This window comes from Kribbella sp. NPDC051587, from assembly GCF_044453945.1.
Taxonomy (GTDB): domain Bacteria; phylum Actinomycetota; class Actinomycetes; order Propionibacteriales; family Kribbellaceae; genus Kribbella.
The window spans coordinates 106,631-127,963 of sequence record NZ_JBITDE010000010.1 but is presented as its reverse complement, the minus strand read 5'-3'; the positions used below and the strand labels follow the sequence as shown (position 1 = coordinate 127,963).

The following is a 21,333-nucleotide window of genomic DNA, read 5'->3' as shown; positions in this document are numbered from 1 at the left end:
GTGGGGCAATGGTGGCGATCGACAGGCGGACCGTACTGAAGACGGCCGGTGGGGCCGGACTGGCGGCCTTGCTGGCCGCGTGCAGCGGGGGCAAGGGCGCGACCACGGGGGACCAGGGCAGTGGGAGCAGCGGCGAGATCCGGGCGCTGTTCATGAAACAGGCGGCGTACACGGAGGATGACGTCACCAAGATGACGGCGGCGTTCACGTCCGCGAACCCGAACATCAAGGTGACGCCGGAGTTCGTCGCCTACGAGGCGCTGCACGACAAGATCGTCGCTGCCGGACCGGCCGGCACGTACGACGTGGTGCTGATCGACGTCATCTGGCCGGCCGAGTTCGGCAGCAAGAAGATGATCACGGACGTGACCGGGCAGTGGGCCGGTCAATGGAAGACCGGCATGCTCGCCGGGGCGATCGCGACCGCGGAGTACGACAAGAAGCTGTACGGCGTCCCGTGGATCATGGACACCAAGTACTTCTTCTACAACGACACGCATCTCCAGGCCGCCGGTGTGAACCCGCAGTGGCTCGACACCTGGGACGGCGTCCTCCAGGGCGCGCGGAAGCTGAAGACGTCGGGTGTCGTGAAGTACCCGTTCATCTGGTCCTGGCAGCAGGCCGAGGCGCTGGTCTGCGACTACGCGCAGCTGCTCGGCGCGATGGGTGGCAAGTTCCTCGACGACTCGGGCAAGGCCGCCTTCAACGCCGGTGGAGGGGTCCAGGCGTTGGAGTTCATGCGGCAGACGATCGTCGACGGGCTGAGCAACCCGGCGTCGACGCAGTCGCTGGAGGCCGACGTACAGCGCGTCTTCCAGGCCGGTCAGGCGAGCATGGTGCTCAACTGGACCTACATGTACGGCGCGGCCAACGACGCCAAGCAGAGCAAGATCGCCGGCAAGGTCAAGGTCGCGCAGACGCCGAAGGGCAGCGCGGGCCGGCCGGGTGTCAACGGCGGGATGGCGCTGTGCGTGACCGCGGGCAGCAAGAACCAGGCGGCCGCGTTCAAGTACATCTCGCACCTGACCAGCCAGCCCGAGCAGGACAAGTACGCGCTCGATTCACTCCCGGTCTGGACGTCGTCGTACGACGATCCCGCGGTCGTGAAGACCAACCCGGCCGTCGTACCGCAGGCGAAGAAGCAGCTGGACGACCTGATCCTGCGGCCGCAGGCCAAGAACTACAACGCGATGTCCCAAGCTCTGCAGGCCGAACTGCAGAACGCGCTGCTCGGGCGCAAGCCGGCGCAGAAGGCGCTCGACGACGCGGCCGACAAGGCGAACAGCCTGCTGCAGTCGTGAAGCCGGTGCGGGTCCGCGGCGAGGGACGGTTCGCGCTGTTCCTTTTGTTGCCCGCGGCAATAGTCGTCTTCGGTGTGGTGCTCTACCCGGTGCTCCGGACGCTGCTGATGTCCTTCTACAAGGTCGACAGCGCGATGCCCGGCAGCTACCCGTTCGCCGGGTTGAGCAACTACACCAAGGTCTTCAACGACCCGGCGTTCTATCCGGTGCTCGGTCACACGGCGTACTTCACGCTCGTCTCGACCGCCGCCGAGCTCGTGCTCGGGATGGGCGTGGCGCTGCTGCTCAACGCACCGCTGCGGTTCAAGTGGTTGTGGCGCAGTCTGGTCGTGCTCCCGTGGGCGCTGCCGACGATCGTCAACGGTGCGTTGTGGCGCTGGATCGACAACGGCCAGTACGGCGTCCTGAACCAGCTGCTCGGCACGGAGATCCAGTGGCTGGGTTCGCCGTTCCTGGCGCTCAACATGGTGATCGTCGCCGACGTCTGGAAGAACATCTCGATCGTCGCGTTCTTCCTGCTCGCCGGTCTGCAGACCATCCCGGGTGAACTGCGCGAGGCGGCGGTCGTCGACGGCGCGTCCACCTGGCGCACCTTCTGGCAGATCGTCGTACCGCTGCTGAAACCCAGCATCGCGGTCGTCCTGGTACTGCGGACGATCGAGGCGTTCAAGGTGTTCGACATCGTCTACGTGATGACCGGCGGCGGTCCTGCCTCAGGTACACAGACCATTGCCTTCTACACCTATCTGCAAGCGTTCTCGAACCAGCTCTTCGGGTACGGCGCTGCGCTCGCGTACCTGATCGTGATCGCGGTCGGCGCGCTGGCGATGTTCTACCTCCGTGTCCTTCGGCAGAACCAGTTGGCGGGGGTCTGATGCGCAAGTTCCAATACGCGATGTGCGGTCTGCTGGCGGTCGTCGTCCTGGCGCCGTTCAGCTGGCTCGTCATCTCGAGCCTGTCCCCGGCCGACGAGCTGAACAACGGTTCGCTCCTGCCGTCACACCCGACGCTGTCGCGCTATCAAGACATCTTCACGTCGGGTGCCGACGGGATCGCCGGCACCTTCCGCGTCTCGATGCTGAACAGTCTGGTGGTCGCCTCCGCGACGACGATCATCTCGCTGATCGTCGGCTGTCTCGGTGGGTACGCCTTCGCACGGTTGCGTTTCCGCTTCCGCCGTACGACGTTGTTCGCGTTCCTGGCGATCTACATGCTGCCGCCGATCGCGCTGGTGATCCCGCTCTATCTGGCGCTGGCGAACCTGCAGCTCCTGGATACCCAGCTCGGCCTGATCATCACCTACTGCTCGATCGTCACGCCGTTCTGCCTGTGGACGATGAGCAACTTCTACCTCAGCCTCCCGGCCGAACTCGAAGACGCAGCCCGCGTCGACGGCTGCTCACGCCTGGGCGCCCTGGTCCGGATCGTGCTCCCGCTGGCCCGCCCAGGAATCGTCGCGACCGCGATGTTCGGTTTCCTGCTGGCCTGGGACGAGTTCCTCTACTCCCTGATCTTCACCTCGACCACGAACTCCAAGACCATCCCGGTCGCGATCGCCGAGTTCACCGGCAAGTTCTCGTCGGACTTCGGCCTGGTCGCGGCAGGCGGCGTACTGGCTGCTCTCCCCCCAGTGCTGCTCGCACTCCTCTTCCAGCGCTACATCGTCAACGGCCTCACCGGAGCCGTCAAAGGCTGAGTTGTCAGCATGATTACTCTGCGGAGCTGATCGGTTACTAGGGTCTCGTCATGGACCTGAAGCTGCCGATCAGCACCGTGATCCCCTCCCTGGACGGCCCCGTCCTCCAGGTCCTGGCCCGCGCCGACGAGGGTCTGTCGGGCCGCCAGATCCACAAACTCGCAGGTCAGGGCAGCGTGGCCGGTGTCCGCCTGGTCCTCCAGCGCCTCGCCACCACCGGCCTCATCCACGTCGACGACGCCGGCAACTCGCTCCTCTATCGCCTGAACCGCAAACACCTCGCGGCCCCCGTCGTCGAGTTCCTCGCCGACCTCCGCACCGCCCTCATCGCCCGCATCGCCGACGAACTCGACTCGTGGCGCATCCGCCCCGTCCACGCCAGCCTGTACGGCGCTATCGCCCGCGACGACGGCGACCTCGAGAGCGACGTAGAACTCCTCCTCATCCGCCCCGACGAGATCGACACCGGCGACCCCCTCTGGGACGAACAAGCCAGTCACCTCATGCAAACCGTCGTAGACCTCACCGGCAACCCAGCCCACGTCTTCGAACTCAGCCGCACCGAACTGGCCAACCACCTAGCCACCTCGGCCCCCATCCTCAACGACTGGCTGAACCCCACCCTCCACCTAACCGGCCACCCCCTCGAAACCCTCCACCAACAACCCGTAGCCGCCGAGTAACCCGGCTAATGGCCGAGCAGGGGGGACAGGAGGCGGGCTATTTGGCTGGGGTGGTGGGTTAGGCGTTCTTCGGTGTCGGCGAGGGTCATGGCGCGGAGGCCGGCGTTGATGCCTAGCCAGCGGAAGGGTTCGGGCTCCCAGGGGCGGGAGCGGTGACCTACCCAGGGGAGGTGGGTGAGGGCGGTGTCGCGACGGAGGATGAGGTCGGTCAAGGTGCGGCCGGCGAGGTTCGTCGTACTGACGCCGTCGCCGACGTAGCCACCAGCCCACGCCAGCCCGCCGTCCAGGCCGACCGAGGCGCACCAATCGCGCGGTACGCCGAGCGGGCCGCCCCATGCGTGCGTGAACCGCACGTCTGACAGTCCGAAGAGGTCACGCAGTGTCGCTTGCAACTTGGCGAACACTCGCGGCTCCGAGTCGTACGACGGTTGTACCCGCGACCGGAAGTGGTAGGGCGCTCCGCGTCCGCCGAACACCAGCCGCCCGTCCGCGGTCCGTTGCCCGTAGATGATCAGATGCCGGTGGTCGGAGAAGGACGGCCGATCCGCCAGTCCGATGCGTTCCCACGTGGCGTCGCTCAACGGCTCCGTTGCCACCACCAACGAGTACACCGGAGCGACCACGCGGCCTGGCGTGAACCCCTCGGTCGCCCGTACGGCGACGTCCGCCCGCACCACGCCGTACGGGGTGATGGCTCGTCCGGTCTCAAGGGCGGTGACCGGCGTCTGCTCGTGGATCGTCACGCCGAGGCCCTCGACAACCGCGGCCAACCCGCGCACGAGCTTGCCGGGGTGGATGACCGCGCAGTGTGGTGTGAATGTTGCCCCCAGCACCTTTGTTGCGCGCACCTGCTGCTCGACCTCGTCACGGGAGAGGAACCGCAGATCACCCGGACCCCACTCGTGGGACTCCGCCACCTCGGCGCGGGCGCGCGCCAACTGCACCTCACTGCGAGCCAGCACGATCGTGCCGCCCTTGTGGTAGTCGCAGTCGATCCCCTCGCGGGCGCTGACCAGGCCGACCTCGTTGACCGAGTCCTGCATGGCGCGGTGCATGTCAATCGCCGCCGACCGGCTCGAACCCGGCAACGCAGCCAGCTTCCGCGCCGACGCCGGGAACAGCGCCGAGCACCAACCACCGTTGCGTCCGGAGGCTCCGAACCCGACGGTCTCCTTCTCCAGTACGACGATCCGCAGCGACGGGTCGGCTTTCGCCAGGTAATACGCCGTCCACAACCCGGTGTACCCGGCACCGACGATCACCACGTCGGCGTCCCGGTCCCCGGCTAGCGGGGATCGGGTCGCCTGCGGATCGGAGCTCCAGAGGTTCAGCGGACGCCCCACGAATATGTCTGCTTGACGAGTTTCAGATACACGAACGATTCCGTGCTCTTGACGCCCTCGATCTGGCGGACGCGCTCGGACAGCACCTGCAGCAGGTGCTCGTCACTCTCGCACAGCACCTCGATCAGCAGGTCGAACGAGCCGGCGGTGATCACGACGTACTCGACCTCGTCCATCGCGGCCAGCCGTTCGGCGATCGGCTCCAGGGCGCCCTCGGCCTTGATCCCGATCATCGCCTGCCGGTCGAAGCCGAGCTCGAGCGGATCGGTGACCGCGACCACCTGCATCACGCCGGCGTCGGTCAGGCGCTGGACGCGCTGCCGGACGGCGGCCTCGGACAGCCCGACCGCTTTGCCGATCGCGGCGTACGAGCGTCGCCCGTCGACCTGCAACTGTTCGATGATCGCTTTCGAGGTCTCGTCGAGCAGACCTTGGTTCTTCTCGGGGTGCCCCGTTCGTACTGCCACCCGGTGATCCTGTCAGCGACACCGGGGCACAGGCAAGCTGCCAAATCGGAATTCGTTGCGAAAATCCAAGTTTGCTACGGAATCCCTTGTCTCGATCCCAGAGGTTTGACAGTATCCACCGCGTCAGTGCCGTTTGAGATGGCAGGCCTTTGGGAGGTTCCAGTGCGACCTCGTCCTACCCCGGTCGTCGGCCGTCGGGCAGTTCTGCGCGGTCTCGGCCTGGGGGCGCTGGGTGCGGGCACGCTCGCCGCGTGCGGCATCCCGCCGGCGCGGCAGAGTGCGGACCAGTGCGTCAGCACCGACCAGTCCAGCAGTCAGAAGGCGCTGAACTTCTCGAACTGGCCGAGTTACATGGACGAGTCCGACGAGAAGGTCAACGGCAAGACCGTGCTGCCGACGCTGGACGCCTTCCAGAAGAAGAGCGGCATCCAGGTCACCTACACCGCCGACGTCAACGACAACTCCGAGTTCTACGCCAAGGTCCGCGACCAGCTCGGCTCGTGCCAGCCCACCGGCCGCGACATCTTCGTGCTGACCGACTGGATGGCCGGCCGGATGGTGAACCTCGGCTGGCTGCAGAAGCTCGACCACGCCGCCGTACCGAACGTCGACAAGCATCTGCTCAAGCAGCTCAAGTCGCCGAGCTGGGACCCGCATCGCGACTACAGCGTGCCGTGGCAGAGCGGGCTGACCGGCATCGCCTACAACGCGAAGGTGACCAAGGGTGTCGGCAGCTACGCCGACCTGCTGAGCAAGGACGAGTTCAAGGGCAAGATCACCCTGCTGTCGGAGATGCCGGACACGATGGCGTTCATGCTCCGCCTCGTCGGCGCCGACCCGAGCAAGTTCAACGACGCCGAGTGGAGCAAGGCGCTGCAGAAGCTCGAGGACTCCGTCGGCTCCGGGCAGATACGGAAGTTCACCGGGAACGACTACGTCCAGGACCTGAACGACGGCAACATCTCCGCCTGTATGGCGTGGTCGGGTGACGTGCTCGCGCTCCAGGCGGACAACCCCGACATCAAGTTCGTCGTACCGGAAGAGGGTCTCAACCTCTGGTCGGACAACATGCTCGTGCCGAACAAGGCGACCCACAAGGCGAACGCCGAGGCCTTGATGAACTACTACTACGACCCGGAGGTCGCGGCCACGCTCGCCGCCTGGGTGAACTACATCTGTCCGGTCGACGGTGCCCGGCAGGAGATGGAGAAGATCGACCCCGAGCTGGTCGACAACCCGCTGGTCTTCCCCGACCAGGACATGCTCTCGAAGACCTCGTCGTTCATGCCGCTGGACACGGCCAAGGCGAAGCTCTACGAGACCGACTTCAACCTCGCGATCGGGGGCTGATAGATGACCACTGATTTAGTCCTCGAAGGCATCAGCAAGCAGTTCGCCGGCCACCGAGCCGTCGACGACCTGGACCTGACGGTTCCCGCGGGGACGTTCTTCGCGTTGCTCGGTCCGTCCGGTTGCGGGAAGACGACGACGCTGCGGATGATCGCCGGTCTGGAGGAGCCGACCACCGGGACCATCCGGCTCGGCGACGACGAGATCACCGGCCTGCGCCCGTACAAGCGCCCGGTGAACACCGTCTTCCAGAACTACGCGCTGTTCCCGCATCTCGACATCTTCGAGAACGTTGCCTTCGGCCTGAAACGCCGCAAGATCAAGGATTTCACGCCGAAGGTCCAGGAGATGCTCGACCTGGTCGAGCTCAACGACTACGGCAAAAGGCGCCCGGGGCAACTATCCGGTGGCCAGCAGCAACGAGTCGCCTTGGCCCGTGCGCTGATCAACCGGCCGCAGGTGCTGCTCCTCGACGAGCCGCTCGGCGCGCTCGACCTGAAGCTGCGCCGCCAGATGCAGTTGGAGCTGAAGCGGATCCAGACCGAGGTCGGGATCACGTTCGTGCACGTCACGCACGACCAGGAAGAGGCCATGACGATGGCCGACACGATCGCGGTGATGAACGGCGGCCGGATCGAACAGCTGGGCAGCCCGGCCGAGCTGTACGACCTGCCGGCCACCACGTTCGTCGCGAACTTCCTCGGCCAGTCGAACCTGATCCGCGGCGCGATCATCGGCCACTCCGATCAGAACCTGATCGTCGAGATCCAGGGCCGCAAGGTGATCGTCCCGTCGGCGCGCTGCCGGGTCAGCGAAGGCGAGGTCTGGCTGGGGATCCGGCCGGAGAAGGTCTTCCTCGCCGCGGCCGGCTCGGAGGAAGGCGATGGCGTCAACCAGCTTCGCGGCGCGGTCGTCACCGATGTCAGCTACGTCGGTGTGAGCACGCAGTACCTGGCGAAACTCCCGTGGGGGCAGGAGCTCACGGTCTTCGAGCAGAACACCGGCGCCCGCGACGCGTTCGCGGCCGGCGATCCCGTCGACCTGCATTGGCGACCGGCCCACAGCTTCGTGCTCGATGCCGCGCAGGATGCGTTGGCCGGGGTCGAGGAGGTGGAATGAGCGCCGTCGGTCAGCTGGGCGCCGCGAGTCAGGCGGCCCCCGCTCCGCCACCCGAACGGTCCGGGCGGCGACTGACGGCGTACCTGCTGTTGCTCCCGGGTGGGCTCTGGCTGCTGCTGTTCTTCGTCGTCCCGCTGGTTTCGTTGCTGGCAGCAAGTTTGTACGATCCGAACGGGTCGATCGAGAACGGCTTCTCGATGACCTGGCACTGGCAGAACTTCGGTACGACGATGGCCGACTACGCCCGGCCGTTCCTGCGCTCGCTCTGGTATGCCTTGCTGACAACGGCGTTCTGCCTGCTGCTCGGGTATCCGCTCGCCTACGCGATCGCGATGAAGGCCGGGCGCTGGAAGAACCTGATGCTCGCGCTCGTGATCGCACCGTTCTTCACCAGCTTCCTGATTCGCACGCTGTCCTGGAAGCTGCTGCTGAGCGACAACGGATTCGTCGTGAACACCTTGCAATGGCTGCATTTCCTCGGTCCTGACGGACGGTTGCTGGCGACAACGGCCGCGGTGGTGACGGGCCTGACGTACAACTTCCTGCCGTTCATGGTGCTGCCGCTGTACGCGAGCCTGGAGAAGATCGACCGCCGCCTGATCGAGGCCGGCGGTGACCTGTTCGCGGGACCGATGACGACGTTCCGCGTGGTAACGCTGCCGCTGTCGATGCCGGGCGTGGTCGCGGGCACGCTGCTCACGTTCATCCCGGCCGCGGGTGACTACATCAACGCCCAGCTCCTCGGTACGCCGAAGCAGCGGATGATCGGCAACGACATTCAGCGCCTGTTCGCGGCCGGTGCCTACCCGACCGCGGCCGCGCTCTCCGTGACGCTGATGGCGGCGATCGTCGTACTGGTCCTGATCTATGTCCGCCGCGCAGGAACGGATGAGCTCGTATGACGCGGGTGGGGCGGTTCATCGGCCGGCACCTGGTGATGGTGCTCGGGCTCATCGTGCTGCTGTACCTGTTCGCGCCGATCGTCGTCGTGATGCTGATGTCGTTCAACAAGCCGAAGGGCCGCCTGTCGTACACGTTCGACGGGTTCACCTGGGACAACTGGCAGCATCCGTGCCAGCCCTATGGATTGTGTGACGCGGTCAGCACGTCGCTCCGGATCGGTTTGCTGGCCACGGTGGTGGCAACCGCGCTGGGAACGCTGATGGCGTTCGCGATGGTGCGGCACCGCTTCCGCGGTCGGTCGGCGACGAACCTGTTCATCTTCCTGCCGATGGCATCGCCCGAGATCGTGCTGGGCTCGTCGTTGCTGGCGCTGTTCGTATCGAGCGGGTTCGGCGGCAAGCTCGGGTTCTGGACGATCCTGATCGCGCACGTGATGTTCTGCCTGTCGTTCGTGGTGGTGACCGTGAAGGCACGGCTCGCCGGGATGGACGGCCGGCTGGAACAGGCGGCGATGGATCTGTACGCGAACGAGTGGCAGACGTTCTGGCGGGTCACGTTCCCGCTCGTCTTCCCCGGCATCATGGCGGCCGCGCTGCTGAGCTTCTCGCTGTCGTTCGACGACTTCATCATCACGAACCTGAACGCCGGAACCACCGTGACGTTCCCGATGTACGTCTGGGGTTCGGCCCAGCGCGACATCCCGCCGCAGATCAACGTCGTCGGTACGGCGATGTTCCTGCTCGCCCTCATCTTCGTCCTCGGTGGTGAGGTCGCTCGCCGCAGCCGGGCCCGGAGATGACCGAGCACCCGGCGCTGGCCGATGCATCGCCCGAGGTGTTCTGGCTCGACGACCCGACCGCGCCCGACCCGCTGCCTCCACTCACCGGCCCGATCACCGCCGACCTCGCGATCGTCGGCGGTGGCTATACAGGGCTGTGGACGGCGTTCCGCGCCAAGGAACGCTTCCCCCACCTGGACGTCGTACTGCTGGAGGCAAACACCTGCGGTTCTGCCGCCAGCGGTCGCAACGGTGGATTCTGCGACGCGAGCCTCACTCATGGGTACGGCAACGGCCTGGCTCGCTGGCCCGATGAGCTGCCCACGATCGAGCGACTCGGCAACGAGAACCTGGACGCGATCGGCGCCACGATCGCCCGACTCGGGATCGACTGCGACTGGCGCCGTACCGGCGAACTGACGGTCGCCACCTCACCGCATCACCTGGCCGAACTGGCCGAGGAGGTGTCGACCCGGCCCGGAGCCGTGCTGCTGGATCAGGACGCCGTACGGGCGGAACTCAACTCACCCACGTATCTCGGTGCGCTGTCCGATCCCCACGCCACCGCGCTCGTCGAGCCCGCGCGGCTTGCCTGGGGGCTGCGACAGGCCTGTCTGGACCTCGGCGTTCGCATCCATGAATACACCCGGGTCACCGCAATCCACTCCGGGCGGCTCACCACCGTGTCGGGGTCGGTGCGAGCGAGTCGGATCGCGCTCGCTACGAATGCGTTCCCATCTCTGCTGCGGCGCCTGCGGCTGTTCACCGTTCCCGTCTATGACCTGGTTCTGGCTAGTGAACCGCTATCGGAGGCGCAGCTTGCCAGCATCGGTTGGCAGAACCGCCAGGGTGTCGGCGACGCGTCGAACCTGTTCCACTACTACCGACTCACTCGCGACAACCGGATCATCTGGGGCGGGTACACCCCGCTCTACCACTTCGGCAGCCGGATCAATCCGGCGTACGAGCAACAGGCGTCCATCCACACGATGCTCGCCGAACACTTCTTCACGACCTTCCCCCAGTTGGAAGGCCTCCGCTTCACCCACCGTTGGGGCGGCGTCATCGACACCAGCACCCGCTTCTGCGCCTTCTTCGGTACGGCGCACGCGGGGCGCACCGCCTACGCCCTCGGCTACACCGGCCTGGGCGTCGCCGCTACTCGCTTCGGCGCCGACGTGATCCTCGACCACCTGTACCGCGAACAGACCGAGCGCACCGCACTGACGATGGTCCGCACCCGCCCGCTCCCCTTCCCGCCCGAACCCATCCGCTCGGCCGGCATCCATCTGACCCGCTGGTCGATGTCCCAAGCCGACGCCCACGCCGGCCACCGCAACCTCTGGCTCCGCACCCTCGACCGCCTCGGCCTGGGCTTCGACTTCTGAACCGCGGACCCCAGCCACTCACCAACCCGGCGACACGCCGACAACGGGGGCGCGTCGTCGGCGTGTCGCGGACTTGATGGGTGGTGGCGGTCCGGGTTCGGCGGTCAGACGGCGTGGAAGGTGACCGTGAAGCCGGAGCAGTTGCGGCACTGCCGCACGGTCTGGTTCCGGCCTTCCGCGTCCTGCTTGGACCACGCATAGGCCTTCGGGCACCGCGAGCTCAGAGCGTCGCTGTACGGCGTTTTGTGGTCGCGATCGAGATTCAGGCAGTACGGCGTGGTCCCGTTCGTGCCGACCCGCTTGTTGACCTGCGGGCAATAGGGCAACAGGTTCTCGGGACACCCCATCGTTTCGCATTCAGGCGGTGACCCCTGCGCGTTGTTCGCGCGAATCGTGATCGGCACCGAGAACGCGTTCACATAGCTGACGTTGTACCAAGGGGCGAGGCCGTCGTTCTGATCGAAGTTGAACTCCGCCAAACTCGTCGGCTGTTCACCCAGACTGCACCGGTCCGCATACGGACCGCAGTCTCCCACCGCGCATTTGAACGTCGACCCGGACTGCCCGCTACATCCCTGGCGGCCGAAGAACTTCCCGCGCCAGTGATAAGGCCACGCACCCTCCGGAATCGTGACAGTCGCCGACTGCCCATTGGCCAACGTCGGCAGCCCGCTCATGTTCACCGAGCTGTCCGCGTTCACCGCAGCCCCGACCCACAAGGTCTGCCCGGAGTTGTTCACGAACGTCACGGTATGAATCGTTGCCGGCGCATGATCGGCCGCGATCGCGGCGACCGGCGCCGGAAGGCCCAGCAGCAGGGCGAGAGGAACCAGCACAGCAAAGAGTTTTCGCATGAGATCTCCGCAAAGAGTGGGGGCGGACGCGGAAGACTGCACCCCCACCATCGCACGCGATACAACGATGTCAACGCCCCCACCGAAACCCTGTGGCCCCGCCCTACGGGTGGGCCGGGAGGGTCGCCTCGACCCGCCAGCCACCTCCCGCGACCGGTCCGGCGACGAGCCGCCCGCCCAGGTCCTGCACCCGCTCCCGCAGGCCGACCAGCCCGCGACCGGTCCCCGCCAAACGAGGATGTTCACGGGTCGCGTGGTCGTTCTCGACGCTGACTGTCAGGTCGCGACCGGACCCGTTCACCAGAACCCGTACGGCGGCGCCGGGCGCGTACCGCAAGGCGTTCGTCAAGCTCTCCTGCACCACGCGGAAGGCGACGTGAGCCGTCGGAGCCGCAAAGCCGTCGCGTTCACCTTCGAACCGGCACGACACATCGAGTCCGCCCCGCGCGGCTCGCGTCACCACCTCGCCGATCAGCGACAGATCCGGTCCGCCGACCTCGGTTCCGCCGAGGAGCTCGACGAGCCGCTGCAGGTCGTCACGACCCTGCCGCGCCGACTCCGCGATGCCCGCGAAGACCTGCTCGGCCTGGACCGGGTCGCGATCGATCAGCCGTTGCCCCGCGGCGGCCTGGATGACCATCACGCTGATCGCGTGCCCGACGATGTCGTGCAGCTCGGCCGCGATCCGGGCCCGCTCATGGCGGACGGCGATCTCCGCGAACAGCTCGCGTTCCTCCTCGAGCTCGCGCCCCCGGCGCGCGAGCTCGTCGGCCGTCTCCCGGCGAAGCCGCAGGACGGTTCCGGCCAGGAAGCTCGGCACGCTGAACATCACCAACGCGACCTGGCTGGTGTCGCCGAGAATCCGCCATAGCACCGACAGGTAGACCGCCAGGCCCACCGCCACCACCCAGGCCGGGCGTCCGGACCAGCCCAGCGCAGCCACCAGCGTCAAGAGGGCAATGATCGCGAACGCGCTATCCGGAAACCACCCGGAGTTGCCAAGCAAGGCGGTCACCAGCAGGAACGTCCCGCCGAGCAGCGTGACGAGCCGTGGCCGAGTCCGCCACCAGATCAGCGCGAGTCCGCAGCCGAGCAGCAACGCGGTGAAGACGTTGCCGATCAGAGTCGTGGGCCAGCCGTGGTACGCCGTCGGCAGCGCGATCGCGGCGACAGCCAGTGCCGCGATCGCCACCTGCTCGAGCTTCCGCACGGCCGTCACCTCGGATCAGCCGACGACCGGCAGTTGGGCAATAGCGCCGGCGCGGCCCTTGCTCACCTTGACCTCGAGCGAACCCCCGAGCAACCGCGCACGCTCCTTCGCCCGCGCCACGGCCGCCTTCAGGTCAGCCTTCTCATTCACCTGCCCGTTCACCCGGATCTCCAGGGCATCAGCCTCGAACCGCACCGCGACCTCGATCGGAGCACCGGCGTGATCGGCGAGCGCCGCGATCAGATGCTCGACGATCCGGTACGCCGACAGCTCGACCGTGGCCGGTAACGACCGCGGATCACCCGTCACGCTCAACCGTGAGTGTGTGGTCCGCAGCCGCGCGAGCAGGGTGTCGAGGTGAGCGACCGTCGGCGTCGGTGCCAGTGCCACATCGTCGCCACGTAACAGCCCGACGATCTCGCGCATGTCATCCAGCGTCCGTCGGCTGTCGGACTCGATCGACTCCAGCACGGCCTTCGCCTCAGCCGGCGGCAGACCGTCGGCCGACTCCGCAGCCGAGGTCAACTCACCGAGCCGGTCCTGCAAAAGGCCGTCGAGCTGCTGAGACAGCCGAGCCCGATCGTCCGCGACCTCGAGCGCCGCCCGCTCGTCACGCAACTGCCGCAGCTCCGCCTCACGGTTCGCGAGTTCCTGATTCAGCACGCTGCGATGCCGAGCCGCGAGTCCGACCGCGAAGACGATCACCACAACCGGCTCGGCCAGGAGCATGGCGCCCGGGCCGGTGGTCGCGTCGACCACCAGGACCAGCCCGGTCAGTACGACGTTCAGCCCGCAGACGATCCACGCTGTCGACCGCTTGGCCGTCAACGCTCCGAGGAACGTCAGCACGAAGGCGAGCGGGAGACCCGCACCGCAGCGGGTGACCCACCCGAAGAGAACGTCATGCAACGCCATCACGGCGATCGAGACGCTGGTGACGGCGAGGACACCTCGCCGCCACCAGAGCACCGGAACTGTAGCGCCCACGAACACCGGGATCATCCAGAGCGAGTGCGAACTCATCCCGTGAACCATCGACCCCTCCGCGATGGCTCGCTGAACCGCGGCGTCGGACATCTGCACGTTCTCCCGCATCAGCAGCACCCCGAGCACGGTGAGCCCGCCCGCGAGGAGCCAGTCGACGGGCCTGATCCCCCGACTTCGCTGCTCCTGGATCGTGTCCATCGCCGGCTCCTCCTCGCAGCAACTGCTCAGGCGGCCAGGCGCTGGTCGGCCGGGGCCATGCTCGCGGACTGCTTGGTGACTCGATTCTGCACGAGCAGACCGATGCCGTAGAAGAGCGCAGTGCCCGGAAGGGCAATGATCAGACCGTTGAGGACTGTGTCGATCGACGCGTCCCTGGCCAGCATCACGACCTGCAGTACGACGACTCCGGCCAGCCCGATCAGGTGATTCCGGACGGACCCCGCGAACCGGGCGACGCCGTACGCGAGAGCAAATGCCAGCGGGAGCAGCACGCCGCACCGAGTGATCCAGCCGAACGCCAGCACGTGCGCCAGTGTGGTCACGGCGGTGACCGCGATCACCCCGAGGATGCTGCGCCGGCGCCACAGGATCGGCAGCGTGACCAGCAGGAACGCCGGAATCATCGCCCCGGTGGTCGTCGAGAGCGGATGGGCCAGGTCCGTGCTCGACCCGGAGATGTTCTCGGACATGAGGAACACGCCGGCCCCGGTCAGTACGGCGGCCAGGACGTAGTCGAGGGGCCGGATTCCCTTGAAGATCTCGTTCATCGGATTGTCCTTTCTCTGCGGGCCTTCCTGACCCATGCAGCGAAGGTAGATTTCGGCGCCCGTCGTCCACGTCTGCCGCAAGGACGACTCTCCGGCTCGCCCGTCCTCCGTGAGGATGACGCGGTCGCCGTCCGGATGAGGGCACAATCGCGGTGTGATCCGTGTCCTCGTCGCCGACGACCAGACCCTCGTACGCACCGGCTTCCGGGTGATCCTGGAGGCCGAAGGCGACATCGAGGTGGTCGCCGAGGCCGACACCGGTACGGCGGCCATCCGGCAGGCGCAGCTGGTCCGGCCGGACGTGATCCTGATGGACATCCGGATGCCCGAGCTGGACGGCCTCTCCGCGACCGAAGAGATCCGCCGCCGCCCGAACCCGCCGACCATCATCGTCCTGACCACCTTCGACCAGAACGAATACGTCTACCGGGCCCTCCGCGCCGGCGCCGCCGGCTTCCTCCTCAAAGACTCCCCGGCCACCCGCCTGATCGCCGCCGTCCGAGCCGCAGCCACCGGCGACTCCCTGATCGAACCAGCCATCACCCGCCGCCTCGTAGAACAGTTCGTCGCCCCCACCACCCCCCAAGCCCTACCCGCCGAACTCGCCACCCTCACCGACCGCGAACGCGACGTCCTGCGCCTGATCGCCCGCGGCCTGTCCAACGCCGAGATCGCCACCGAACTCGTAGTAGCCGAAACCACCGTCAAAACCCACGTAGCCCGAGTCCTCACCAAACTCAACGTCCGCGACCGAGTCCAAGCCGTAGTAGTCGCCTACGAAACCGGCTTCGCCCACCGCCCCTGAAGCCCGACGCCCTTCTACAGCAGGGATTCGGCTTCGGTGAGGACTGCGCGGATGGTTTGTTCGATCTCGTCGAAGTGGGACTGGTCGCAGATCAGGGGTGGGGAGAGTTGGATGACGGGGTCGCCGCGGTCGTCGGCCCGGCAGTAGAGGCCGGCGTCGAAGAGGGCTTTGGAGAGGAAGCCGCGCAACAACCGCTCGGACTCGTCGGCGTTGAAGGTTTCCTTGGTGGACTTGTCCTTGACGAGTTCGATGCCGTAGAAGAAGCCGGCGCCGCGGACGTCGCCGACCAGGGGCAGGTCGAGCAACTTGTCGAGGGTTGCCCGGAAGTCCCCCTCGTGGTCCCGGACGTGCTCGTTGATGCCTTCGCGCTCGAAGATGTCCAGATTGGCCAGCGCGACCGCGGCGGATACGGGGTGGCCACCGAAGGTGTAGCCGTGGGCGAACGTGGTGTCGCCCTGGGCGAAGGGTTCGTAGAGGCGGTCGGTGGCGATGGCCGCGCCCAGGGGTGAGTAGCCGGAGGTGATGCCTTTGGCGCAGGTGATGATGTCCGGCTGGTAGCCGTAGCGTTCGGCGCCGAACATGTGGCCGAGGCGGCCGAAGGCGCAGATGACCTCGTCGCTGACGAGGAGGACGTCGTACTCGTCGCAGATCTCGCGGACGCGTTCGAAGTAGCCGGGCGGCGGCGGGAAGCAGCCGCCGGCGTTCTGGACGGGTTCGAGGAAGACGGCGGCGACCGTGGCCGGGCCTTCGTTCTCGATGGCGACCGCGATCTGATCCGCCGCCCAGCGCCCGAAAGCTTGAGGATCGTCGGTGTGGATGGGTGCCCGGTAGAAGTTCGTGTTCGGCACTCGGAACGTCGACGGGACCAGTGGCTCGAACGGCGCCTTCAGGTCGGGCAGTCCGGTGATGGACAGCGCGCCGTGGGTGGTGCCGTGGTACGCGATCGCGCGGCTGATCACCTTGTGCTTCTGCGGCTTGCCGGTCAGCTTGAAGTACTGCTTCGCGAGCTTCCACGCGGTCTCGACGGCCTCGCCGCCACCGCTGGTGAAGAAGACCCGGTTCAGATCGCCGGGTGCATAAGCGGCGACGCGCTCGGCGAGCTCGATCGACTTCGGGTGCGCGTACGACCAGAGCGGGAAGAAGGCCAGCTCGGAGGCCTGCTTGGCGGCGGCTTCGGCGAGCTCGGTGCGGCCGTGCCCCAGCTGGCTGACGAAGAGGCCGGCGAGGGCGTCCAGGTAGCGCTTGCCGTGGGCGTCGTAGATGTAGGCGCCGTCGCCGCGGACGATCACCGGTACTTCGGCGGTGTCGTAGCTCGACATCCGGGTGAAGTGCATCCACAGGTGGTCGCGCGCCGACTGCTGCAGCTTGGCGAATTCGGCATCGCCGATCGTGTCGGACGACATGTCGGATCCCTCGTCTCAGAGCGTGGTCGTTGCCGTCATCCTGCCTGGCAAAATCTTCTCTGGCAAGTGATTTCGTGCCCGGGAAGCCGATAGGGTGTCGATGTCATCAGCCGAGAAGCTCAAATGATTCGGATTCCGTACGACGAGAGGCCGACGCGTGGACACCCTGTTCGTCAACGGCGCCGTGTTCGACGGCGCGACGTACCGCCGTGGTCTCGCGGTCGCGGTCAAGAACGGCCGGATCGCCGCGATCGGTCCGGACATCGGCCAGCGCGCCGGCGCCGAGATCGTCGACCTGGACGGCGGTCTGCTGATCCCCGGGTTCGTGGACGCGCACGTCCATCCGCTCCAGGGCGGTTTCGAACGCGCCCACTGCGATCTCTCCCCGCTGTCCGGACTCCCGCAGTACCAGCAGAAGATCGCCGAGTACGTCGCCGCCCACCCGGAGCGCCCCTGGATCGAAGGCGGCGGCTGGCAGCAACCAGACTTTCCAGGCGGTACGCCGTTCGCCACCGACCTGGACGTGGTGACGGGCGACCGCCCCGCGTTCCTCGTGAACGCTGACCATCACGGCGCTTGGGCGAACTCGAAAGCCCTGGAACTTGCCGGCATCGATGCCACCACTCCCGATCCACCCGACGGCCGCATCGAGCGCGACCGCGACGGCAATCCCACCGGCACGCTCCACGAGGGCGCGATGCGCCTGGTCAGCCGCCTGCTCCCGCCGGCCGATCATGCCGAGGCCGTTGCGGCGCTGCTCGATGCGCAGGCCTATCTGCACTCGTTCGGCATCACCGGCTGGCAGGATGCGATCCTCGGCGCGTACGCCAACCTCGGCGACGCCACCGCCGCGTACGTCGAGCTCGCCGAGGACGGTCGCTTGACCGCGCGCGTGAACGGCGCGTTGTGGTGGGAGCGAGATCGCGGTGCCGAGCAGATTCCGGAACTGATCGAACGTCGAAAAGCCTTGCAATACAGCAGGTTCCGCGCCGGAACCGTGAAGATCATGCAGGACGGCGTCGCCGAGAACCACACGGCCGCGATGCTCGACCCGTACTTCGATGCCTGTGGCTGCCGCACCGGCAACAGCGGGATCTCGTTCGTCGACCCGATCCAGCTTCAGCAGCACGTGACCGACCTCGACGCCGCAGGCTTCCAGGTCCACGTCCACACGATCGGTGACCGCGCGGCCCGCGAGGCGCTGGACGCGTTCGAGAAAGCCCAAGCCAGCAACGGGTCCAACGACAACCGGCACCACATCGCCCACCTGCAGGTCGTCCACCCCGACGACATCGGAAGGTTCGCGAAGCTCAACGTCGCGGCGAACATGCAGGCCCTGTGGGCCGTCTACGAACCGCAGATGAACGACCTCACCATCCCGTTCCTCGGTCCCGAGCGGACGGGCTGGCAGTACCCGTTCAAATCTCTCCAGTCGGCCGGAGCCCGGCTGGTGGCAGGCTCCGACTGGCCGGTCTCCAGCCCCAACCCGCTGGAAGCCATTCACGTAGCCGTCAACCGCCGTACTGACGCAGACGACGACCCCTTCCTCCCCGAGCAGGCGATCGACCTCGCCACCGCGCTGAGCGCCTACACCCAGGGCAGTGCGTGGGTGAACCACGCCGACGACACCGGCCGGATCGCGGTCGGTGCCCTCGCGGACCTTGCGATCCTCGACCGCGACCTCTTCACCGCTCCGACCGACGAGATCAACACCGCCCGAGTCCGGGCCACCTATGTCGAAGGCGAGCTCGTCTTCGGCCCCGACCAGATAGGACGCTCATGACCCTCACCAACCTTGTCGACGGCAAGCCGGTCGCCGCGCTGAGCGGTGCGACGTACGACGTGATCGCGCCCGCGACCGGGGAGAAGTACACCCAGGCGCCGTTGTCCGGGCCCGAGGACGTGGACCAGGCGTACACCGCGGCCGCGCGGGCGTTCGAGAGCTGGCGGGACAGTACGCCGGCCGATCGCCAGCGGGCGCTGCTCAAGATCGCCGACGCCATCGAGCAGCGCGCTGACGAGTTCACCGCGGTCGAGAGCCGCAACACCGGCAAGCCGCTGGCCCTCACCGCGAGCGAGGAAGTACCGCCGTGTGTGGACCAATTGCGGTTCTTCGCCGGCGCTGCTCGCGTGTTGGAGGGTCGCTCGGCCGGTGAGTACCTGCCCGGCCACACCTCCTGGATCCGGCGCGAGCCGATCGGTGTGGTCGGCCAGGTGACGCCGTGGAACTACCCGCTGATGATGGCGATCTGGAAGATCGCGCCCGCCCTCGCCGCCGGCAACACCATCGTGCTCAAGCCGAGTGACACCACTCCGGCCTCGACGGTCCTGCTTGCCGAGGTGTGCAATGAGTTCCTCCCGCCGGGCGTGCTGAACGTGGTCTGCGGTGATCGCGACACCGGTCGCGCGCTGGTCGAGCACGACATCCCGCAGCTGGTCGCGATCACCGGTTCGGTCCGCGCCGGGCGTGAGGTCGCGTCGTCGGCCGCGCGCAAGCTGAAGCGCACCCACCTCGAGCTCGGCGGCAAGGCGCCGGTCGTGGTCTTCGACGACGCAGACCTCGAGGCAGCCGCGGAGGCGATCGCCGGCGCGGGCTACTTCAACGCCGGACAGGACTGTACTGCGGCCACCCGCGTGCTCGCCGGTCCGCGGATCCACGACGACTTCGTCGCCGCCCTGACCGAGCAGGCCAAGCAGACCAAGACCGGTCAGCCCGAGGACGACGTCGCGTACGGCGCGTTGAACAACGCCGATCAGCTCGGACGGGTGCGCGGATTCGTGGACCGCCTTCCCGACCATGCCGCCGTACAGACTGGTGGACACGCGATCGGGGATCGCGGGTACTTCTTCGAGCCCACGGTCGTGTCCGGTCTGCAGCAGAGCGACGAGGCGATCCAGGACGAGATCTTCGGCCCCGTGATCACCGTGCAGCGCTTCTCCGACGAGGAAGAAGCGCTCCGGTGGGCGAACGGCGTCGAGTACGGACTGGCGTCGTCGGTCTTCACCAAGGACCACGGCCGGGCGATGCGGATGTCACGTCGCCTCGACTTCGGCTGTGTGTGGATCAACACCCACATCCCGATCGTGGCCGAGATGCCGCACGGCGGCTTCAAGAACTCCGGCCACGGCAAGGACCTGTCGATGTACGGCCTCGAGGACTACACCCGCATCAAGCACGTCATGTCAGCCTTCTAGATCACCTCGAGGTAGTCGCGCGAGGGCAACGAGGGGAACGGCGCGTGCGGCTCGGTCTGGTACCAGAACGACGTGGAGGCGAGGTCGTCCTGGAGCTGGAGGAACCGGCCGTCGCGCCGCCACCCGAGGGCCTGCACGGTGACCCGCAGATCCGAGGTGAAGCGGATGGTGTCGGTGATGTGCCAGCGGTACAACCCGAACCGCTGCTGGTTCTTCATGAAACCGTCCGGCTGGATCGCCTGCGGCATCCCCAGGTACGGCGTCGTGAACGTCGCGTAGACGCCTTCCGGGTGGATGAATCCCCACGCACCACCGAAGTAGTCCTCGGTCCCGGTGGTGCAGATGGTCGGGAACTCGTCGTCACCGTCCAGGTAGAACTTGACCTCGCCCTCACCCCACCAGCCGGTGTTGTTACAGCCCCAGGCGAGGTACGTCCCGACGTACTGTCCCTGTCCTTGAACGCCGTCCAGCAGCGTGTGCACCTCGCCGTACGGAACCGGGTTCGACCGGCGGAACTGCGCATGGAAGTACGCCGCGTCGTCCGGAACCTCGGTGCGCACGAAGTCGACCTGGTAGAAGAGCTCCGGTACGTCGACCTCCTGGAGGTTCTCGATCGTGATCCGGGCGCCGGCGCGGAACGGCATCTGCCAGTAGCTGTTGAACCCGCCCGACGGGTTCACCGCGACCGGCACCGAGCTGATCTGGGCGTGTTCACCCCAGCCGCTGCAGAAGAAGTCGCCGAGCGGGACCTCGATCGACGGCGTCTCCTCACCGTCCCAGTACGCCCGCAGCACCAGCGATCGCCAGACCTTCTTGTCGACGGTCATCCAGATGTGCGTGATCGCGCCGGACCCCTCGATCTCGGCCAGCGTCGTGGTCGAGCCGGCCGGCAACGGGATGCACGGCGACATCTTCCAGCCGACGCCGAGGTCGCGGGCCTGCCGCGACATCGTCCCCTCGGTCGCCCGCGCCCCACCGCCCTTGGCGCCGTCGCGATTCTCCGCGCTGATCGAGAACGTGCGGGCCGGCGACAGCCGCGCCACGTTGCCGAGATGGACGTCGAGACCGTTGAAGTCACCCATGG

General features: G+C 67.0%; 20 protein-coding genes. 12 read left to right on the top strand and 8 right to left on the bottom strand.

Going from position 1 to position 21,333, the window contains the following annotated elements:
* Positions 1-11 precede the first annotated feature (11 nt).
* Genes ACIA49_RS30105 through ACIA49_RS30090 form a run of 4 tightly spaced genes read left to right on the top strand, consistent with a single transcriptional unit; the run spans position 12 to position 3,680 of the window.
* The gene (locus ACIA49_RS30105) at positions 12-1,301 is read left to right on the top strand and encodes an extracellular solute-binding protein (RefSeq protein ID WP_396380992.1); all 1,290 of its coding nucleotides are present in this window, start codon (positions 12-14) and stop codon (positions 1,299-1,301) included.
* Positions 1,298-2,176, top strand: coding sequence for a carbohydrate ABC transporter permease (locus tag ACIA49_RS30100; protein WP_396380990.1), 879 nt, complete (start codon positions 1,298-1,300; stop codon positions 2,174-2,176). Before ACIA49_RS30105 ends, ACIA49_RS30100 begins: the two co-directional genes overlap by 4 nt.
* Positions 2,176-2,997, top strand: coding sequence for a carbohydrate ABC transporter permease (locus ACIA49_RS30095; RefSeq protein WP_396380989.1), 822 nt, complete (start codon positions 2,176-2,178; stop codon positions 2,995-2,997). Before ACIA49_RS30100 ends, ACIA49_RS30095 begins: the two co-directional genes overlap by 1 nt.
* A gap of 50 nt (positions 2,998-3,047) precedes the next feature.
* Complete coding sequence (locus ACIA49_RS30090) at positions 3,048-3,680, top strand: hypothetical protein (protein WP_396380987.1); 633 nt, start codon at positions 3,048-3,050, stop codon at positions 3,678-3,680.
* Between the two features lie 5 nt (positions 3,681-3,685).
* Here the strand turns inward: ACIA49_RS30090 and ACIA49_RS30085 are convergent, their stop codons facing one another.
* Positions 3,686-5,023 carry an NAD(P)/FAD-dependent oxidoreductase gene (locus tag ACIA49_RS30085; protein WP_396380985.1) on the bottom strand — a complete coding sequence of 446 codons (1,338 nt, stop codon included), beginning with the start codon at positions 5,021-5,023 and terminating at the stop codon, positions 3,686-3,688.
* The gene (locus tag ACIA49_RS30080) at positions 5,008-5,490 is read right to left on the bottom strand and encodes an Lrp/AsnC family transcriptional regulator (protein ID WP_396380984.1); all 483 of its coding nucleotides are present in this window, start codon (positions 5,488-5,490) and stop codon (positions 5,008-5,010) included. The genes ACIA49_RS30085 and ACIA49_RS30080 overlap by 16 nt, the downstream gene beginning before the upstream one ends.
* Before the next feature lie 162 nt (positions 5,491-5,652).
* On the opposite strand from ACIA49_RS30080, the gene ACIA49_RS30075 reads away from it, so the two are divergent.
* Genes ACIA49_RS30075 through ACIA49_RS30055 form a run of 5 tightly spaced genes read left to right on the top strand, consistent with a single transcriptional unit; the run spans position 5,653 to position 11,028 of the window.
* Positions 5,653-6,840: a spermidine/putrescine ABC transporter substrate-binding protein gene (locus ACIA49_RS30075; protein WP_396380983.1), complete on the top strand. Its 1,188-nt coding sequence runs from the start codon at positions 5,653-5,655 to the stop codon at positions 6,838-6,840.
* A gap of 3 nt (positions 6,841-6,843) precedes the next feature.
* Entirely contained in the window at positions 6,844-7,959 is a 1,116-nt protein-coding gene (locus ACIA49_RS30070; protein ID WP_396380982.1) for an ABC transporter ATP-binding protein, read from the top strand.
* Positions 7,956-8,861: an ABC transporter permease gene (locus ACIA49_RS30065; protein ID WP_396380980.1), complete on the top strand. Its 906-nt coding sequence runs from the start codon at positions 7,956-7,958 to the stop codon at positions 8,859-8,861. The genes ACIA49_RS30070 and ACIA49_RS30065 overlap by 4 nt, the downstream gene beginning before the upstream one ends.
* The gene (locus ACIA49_RS30060) at positions 8,858-9,661 is read left to right on the top strand and encodes an ABC transporter permease (RefSeq protein ID WP_396380978.1); all 804 of its coding nucleotides are present in this window, start codon (positions 8,858-8,860) and stop codon (positions 9,659-9,661) included. The genes ACIA49_RS30065 and ACIA49_RS30060 overlap by 4 nt, the downstream gene beginning before the upstream one ends.
* On the top strand, positions 9,658-11,028 hold the full coding sequence (locus tag ACIA49_RS30055) for an NAD(P)/FAD-dependent oxidoreductase (protein ID WP_396380977.1): 1,371 nt from the start codon (positions 9,658-9,660) through the stop codon (positions 11,026-11,028). The genes ACIA49_RS30060 and ACIA49_RS30055 overlap by 4 nt, the downstream gene beginning before the upstream one ends.
* Positions 11,029-11,132: 104 nt before the next feature.
* On the opposite strand, the gene ACIA49_RS30050 is transcribed toward ACIA49_RS30055, so the two are convergent.
* The 4 genes from ACIA49_RS30050 to ACIA49_RS30035 form a co-directional block, all read right to left on the bottom strand.
* Entirely contained in the window at positions 11,133-11,882 is a 750-nt protein-coding gene (locus ACIA49_RS30050) for a thaumatin family protein (protein ID WP_396380976.1), read from the bottom strand.
* Positions 11,883-11,985: 103 nt separating this feature from the next.
* On the bottom strand, positions 11,986-13,092 hold the full coding sequence (locus ACIA49_RS30045) for a sensor histidine kinase (RefSeq protein WP_396380974.1): 1,107 nt from the start codon (positions 13,090-13,092) through the stop codon (positions 11,986-11,988).
* A 15-nt stretch (positions 13,093-13,107) separates the two neighbouring features.
* On the bottom strand, positions 13,108-14,277 hold the full coding sequence (locus ACIA49_RS30040; RefSeq protein WP_396380972.1) for a sensor histidine kinase: 1,170 nt from the start codon (positions 14,275-14,277) through the stop codon (positions 13,108-13,110).
* Between the two features lie 26 nt (positions 14,278-14,303).
* Positions 14,304-14,846, bottom strand: coding sequence for a hypothetical protein (locus ACIA49_RS30035; protein WP_396380971.1), 543 nt, complete (start codon positions 14,844-14,846; stop codon positions 14,304-14,306).
* 154 nt (positions 14,847-15,000) lie between these two features.
* On the opposite strand from ACIA49_RS30035, the gene ACIA49_RS30030 reads away from it, so the two are divergent.
* Positions 15,001-15,651, top strand: coding sequence for a response regulator (locus tag ACIA49_RS30030; RefSeq protein WP_396380970.1), 651 nt, complete (start codon positions 15,001-15,003; stop codon positions 15,649-15,651).
* Positions 15,652-15,665: 14 nt separating this feature from the next.
* Here ACIA49_RS30030 and ACIA49_RS30025 read toward each other — a convergent pair whose 3' ends face one another.
* Entirely contained in the window at positions 15,666-17,054 is a 1,389-nt protein-coding gene (locus ACIA49_RS30025) for an aspartate aminotransferase family protein (RefSeq protein ID WP_396380969.1), read from the bottom strand.
* A gap of 157 nt (positions 17,055-17,211) precedes the next feature.
* On the opposite strand from ACIA49_RS30025, the gene ACIA49_RS30020 reads away from it, so the two are divergent.
* Together ACIA49_RS30020 and ACIA49_RS30015 are read left to right on the top strand one after the other, a co-directional pair.
* Positions 17,212-18,837 (top strand): amidohydrolase, encoded by a 1,626-nt coding sequence (locus ACIA49_RS30020; protein WP_396380968.1) that lies wholly within the window; start codon positions 17,212-17,214, stop codon positions 18,835-18,837.
* Positions 18,834-20,249 (top strand): gamma-aminobutyraldehyde dehydrogenase, encoded by a 1,416-nt coding sequence (locus ACIA49_RS30015; protein ID WP_396380967.1) that lies wholly within the window; start codon positions 18,834-18,836, stop codon positions 20,247-20,249. Before ACIA49_RS30020 ends, ACIA49_RS30015 begins: the two co-directional genes overlap by 4 nt.
* Here ACIA49_RS30015 and ACIA49_RS30010 read toward each other — a convergent pair.
* The gene (locus tag ACIA49_RS30010) at positions 20,246-21,331 is read right to left on the bottom strand and encodes a glycoside hydrolase family 172 protein (protein WP_396380966.1); all 1,086 of its coding nucleotides are present in this window, start codon (positions 21,329-21,331) and stop codon (positions 20,246-20,248) included. The genes ACIA49_RS30015 and ACIA49_RS30010 overlap by 4 nt on opposite strands.
* Positions 21,332-21,333 lie beyond the last annotated feature (2 nt).

Coding starts and splice junctions, on each gene's coding strand:
- ACIA49_RS30095 (WP_396380989.1), top strand. CDS start 2,176: ATGCGCAAGTTCCAATACGCGATGTGCGGTCTGCTGGCGGTCGTCGTC.
- ACIA49_RS30090 (WP_396380987.1), top strand. CDS start 3,048: ATGGACCTGAAGCTGCCGATCAGCACCGTGATCCCCTCCCTGGACGGC.
- ACIA49_RS30070 (WP_396380982.1), top strand. CDS start 6,844: ATGACCACTGATTTAGTCCTCGAAGGCATCAGCAAGCAGTTCGCCGGC.
- ACIA49_RS30065 (WP_396380980.1), top strand. CDS start 7,956: ATGAGCGCCGTCGGTCAGCTGGGCGCCGCGAGTCAGGCGGCCCCCGCT.
- ACIA49_RS30060 (WP_396380978.1), top strand. CDS start 8,858: ATGACGCGGGTGGGGCGGTTCATCGGCCGGCACCTGGTGATGGTGCTC.
- ACIA49_RS30055 (WP_396380977.1), top strand. CDS start 9,658: ATGACCGAGCACCCGGCGCTGGCCGATGCATCGCCCGAGGTGTTCTGG.
- ACIA49_RS30050 (WP_396380976.1), bottom strand. CDS start 11,882: ATGCGAAAACTCTTTGCTGTGCTGGTTCCTCTCGCCCTGCTGCTGGGC.
- ACIA49_RS30040 (WP_396380972.1), bottom strand. CDS start 14,277: ATGGACACGATCCAGGAGCAGCGAAGTCGGGGGATCAGGCCCGTCGAC.
- ACIA49_RS30035 (WP_396380971.1), bottom strand. CDS start 14,846: ATGAACGAGATCTTCAAGGGAATCCGGCCCCTCGACTACGTCCTGGCC.
- ACIA49_RS30025 (WP_396380969.1), bottom strand. CDS start 17,054: ATGTCGTCCGACACGATCGGCGATGCCGAATTCGCCAAGCTGCAGCAG.
- ACIA49_RS30015 (WP_396380967.1), top strand. CDS start 18,834: ATGACCCTCACCAACCTTGTCGACGGCAAGCCGGTCGCCGCGCTGAGC.
- ACIA49_RS30010 (WP_396380966.1), bottom strand. CDS start 21,331: ATGGGTGACTTCAACGGTCTCGACGTCCATCTCGGCAACGTGGCGCGG.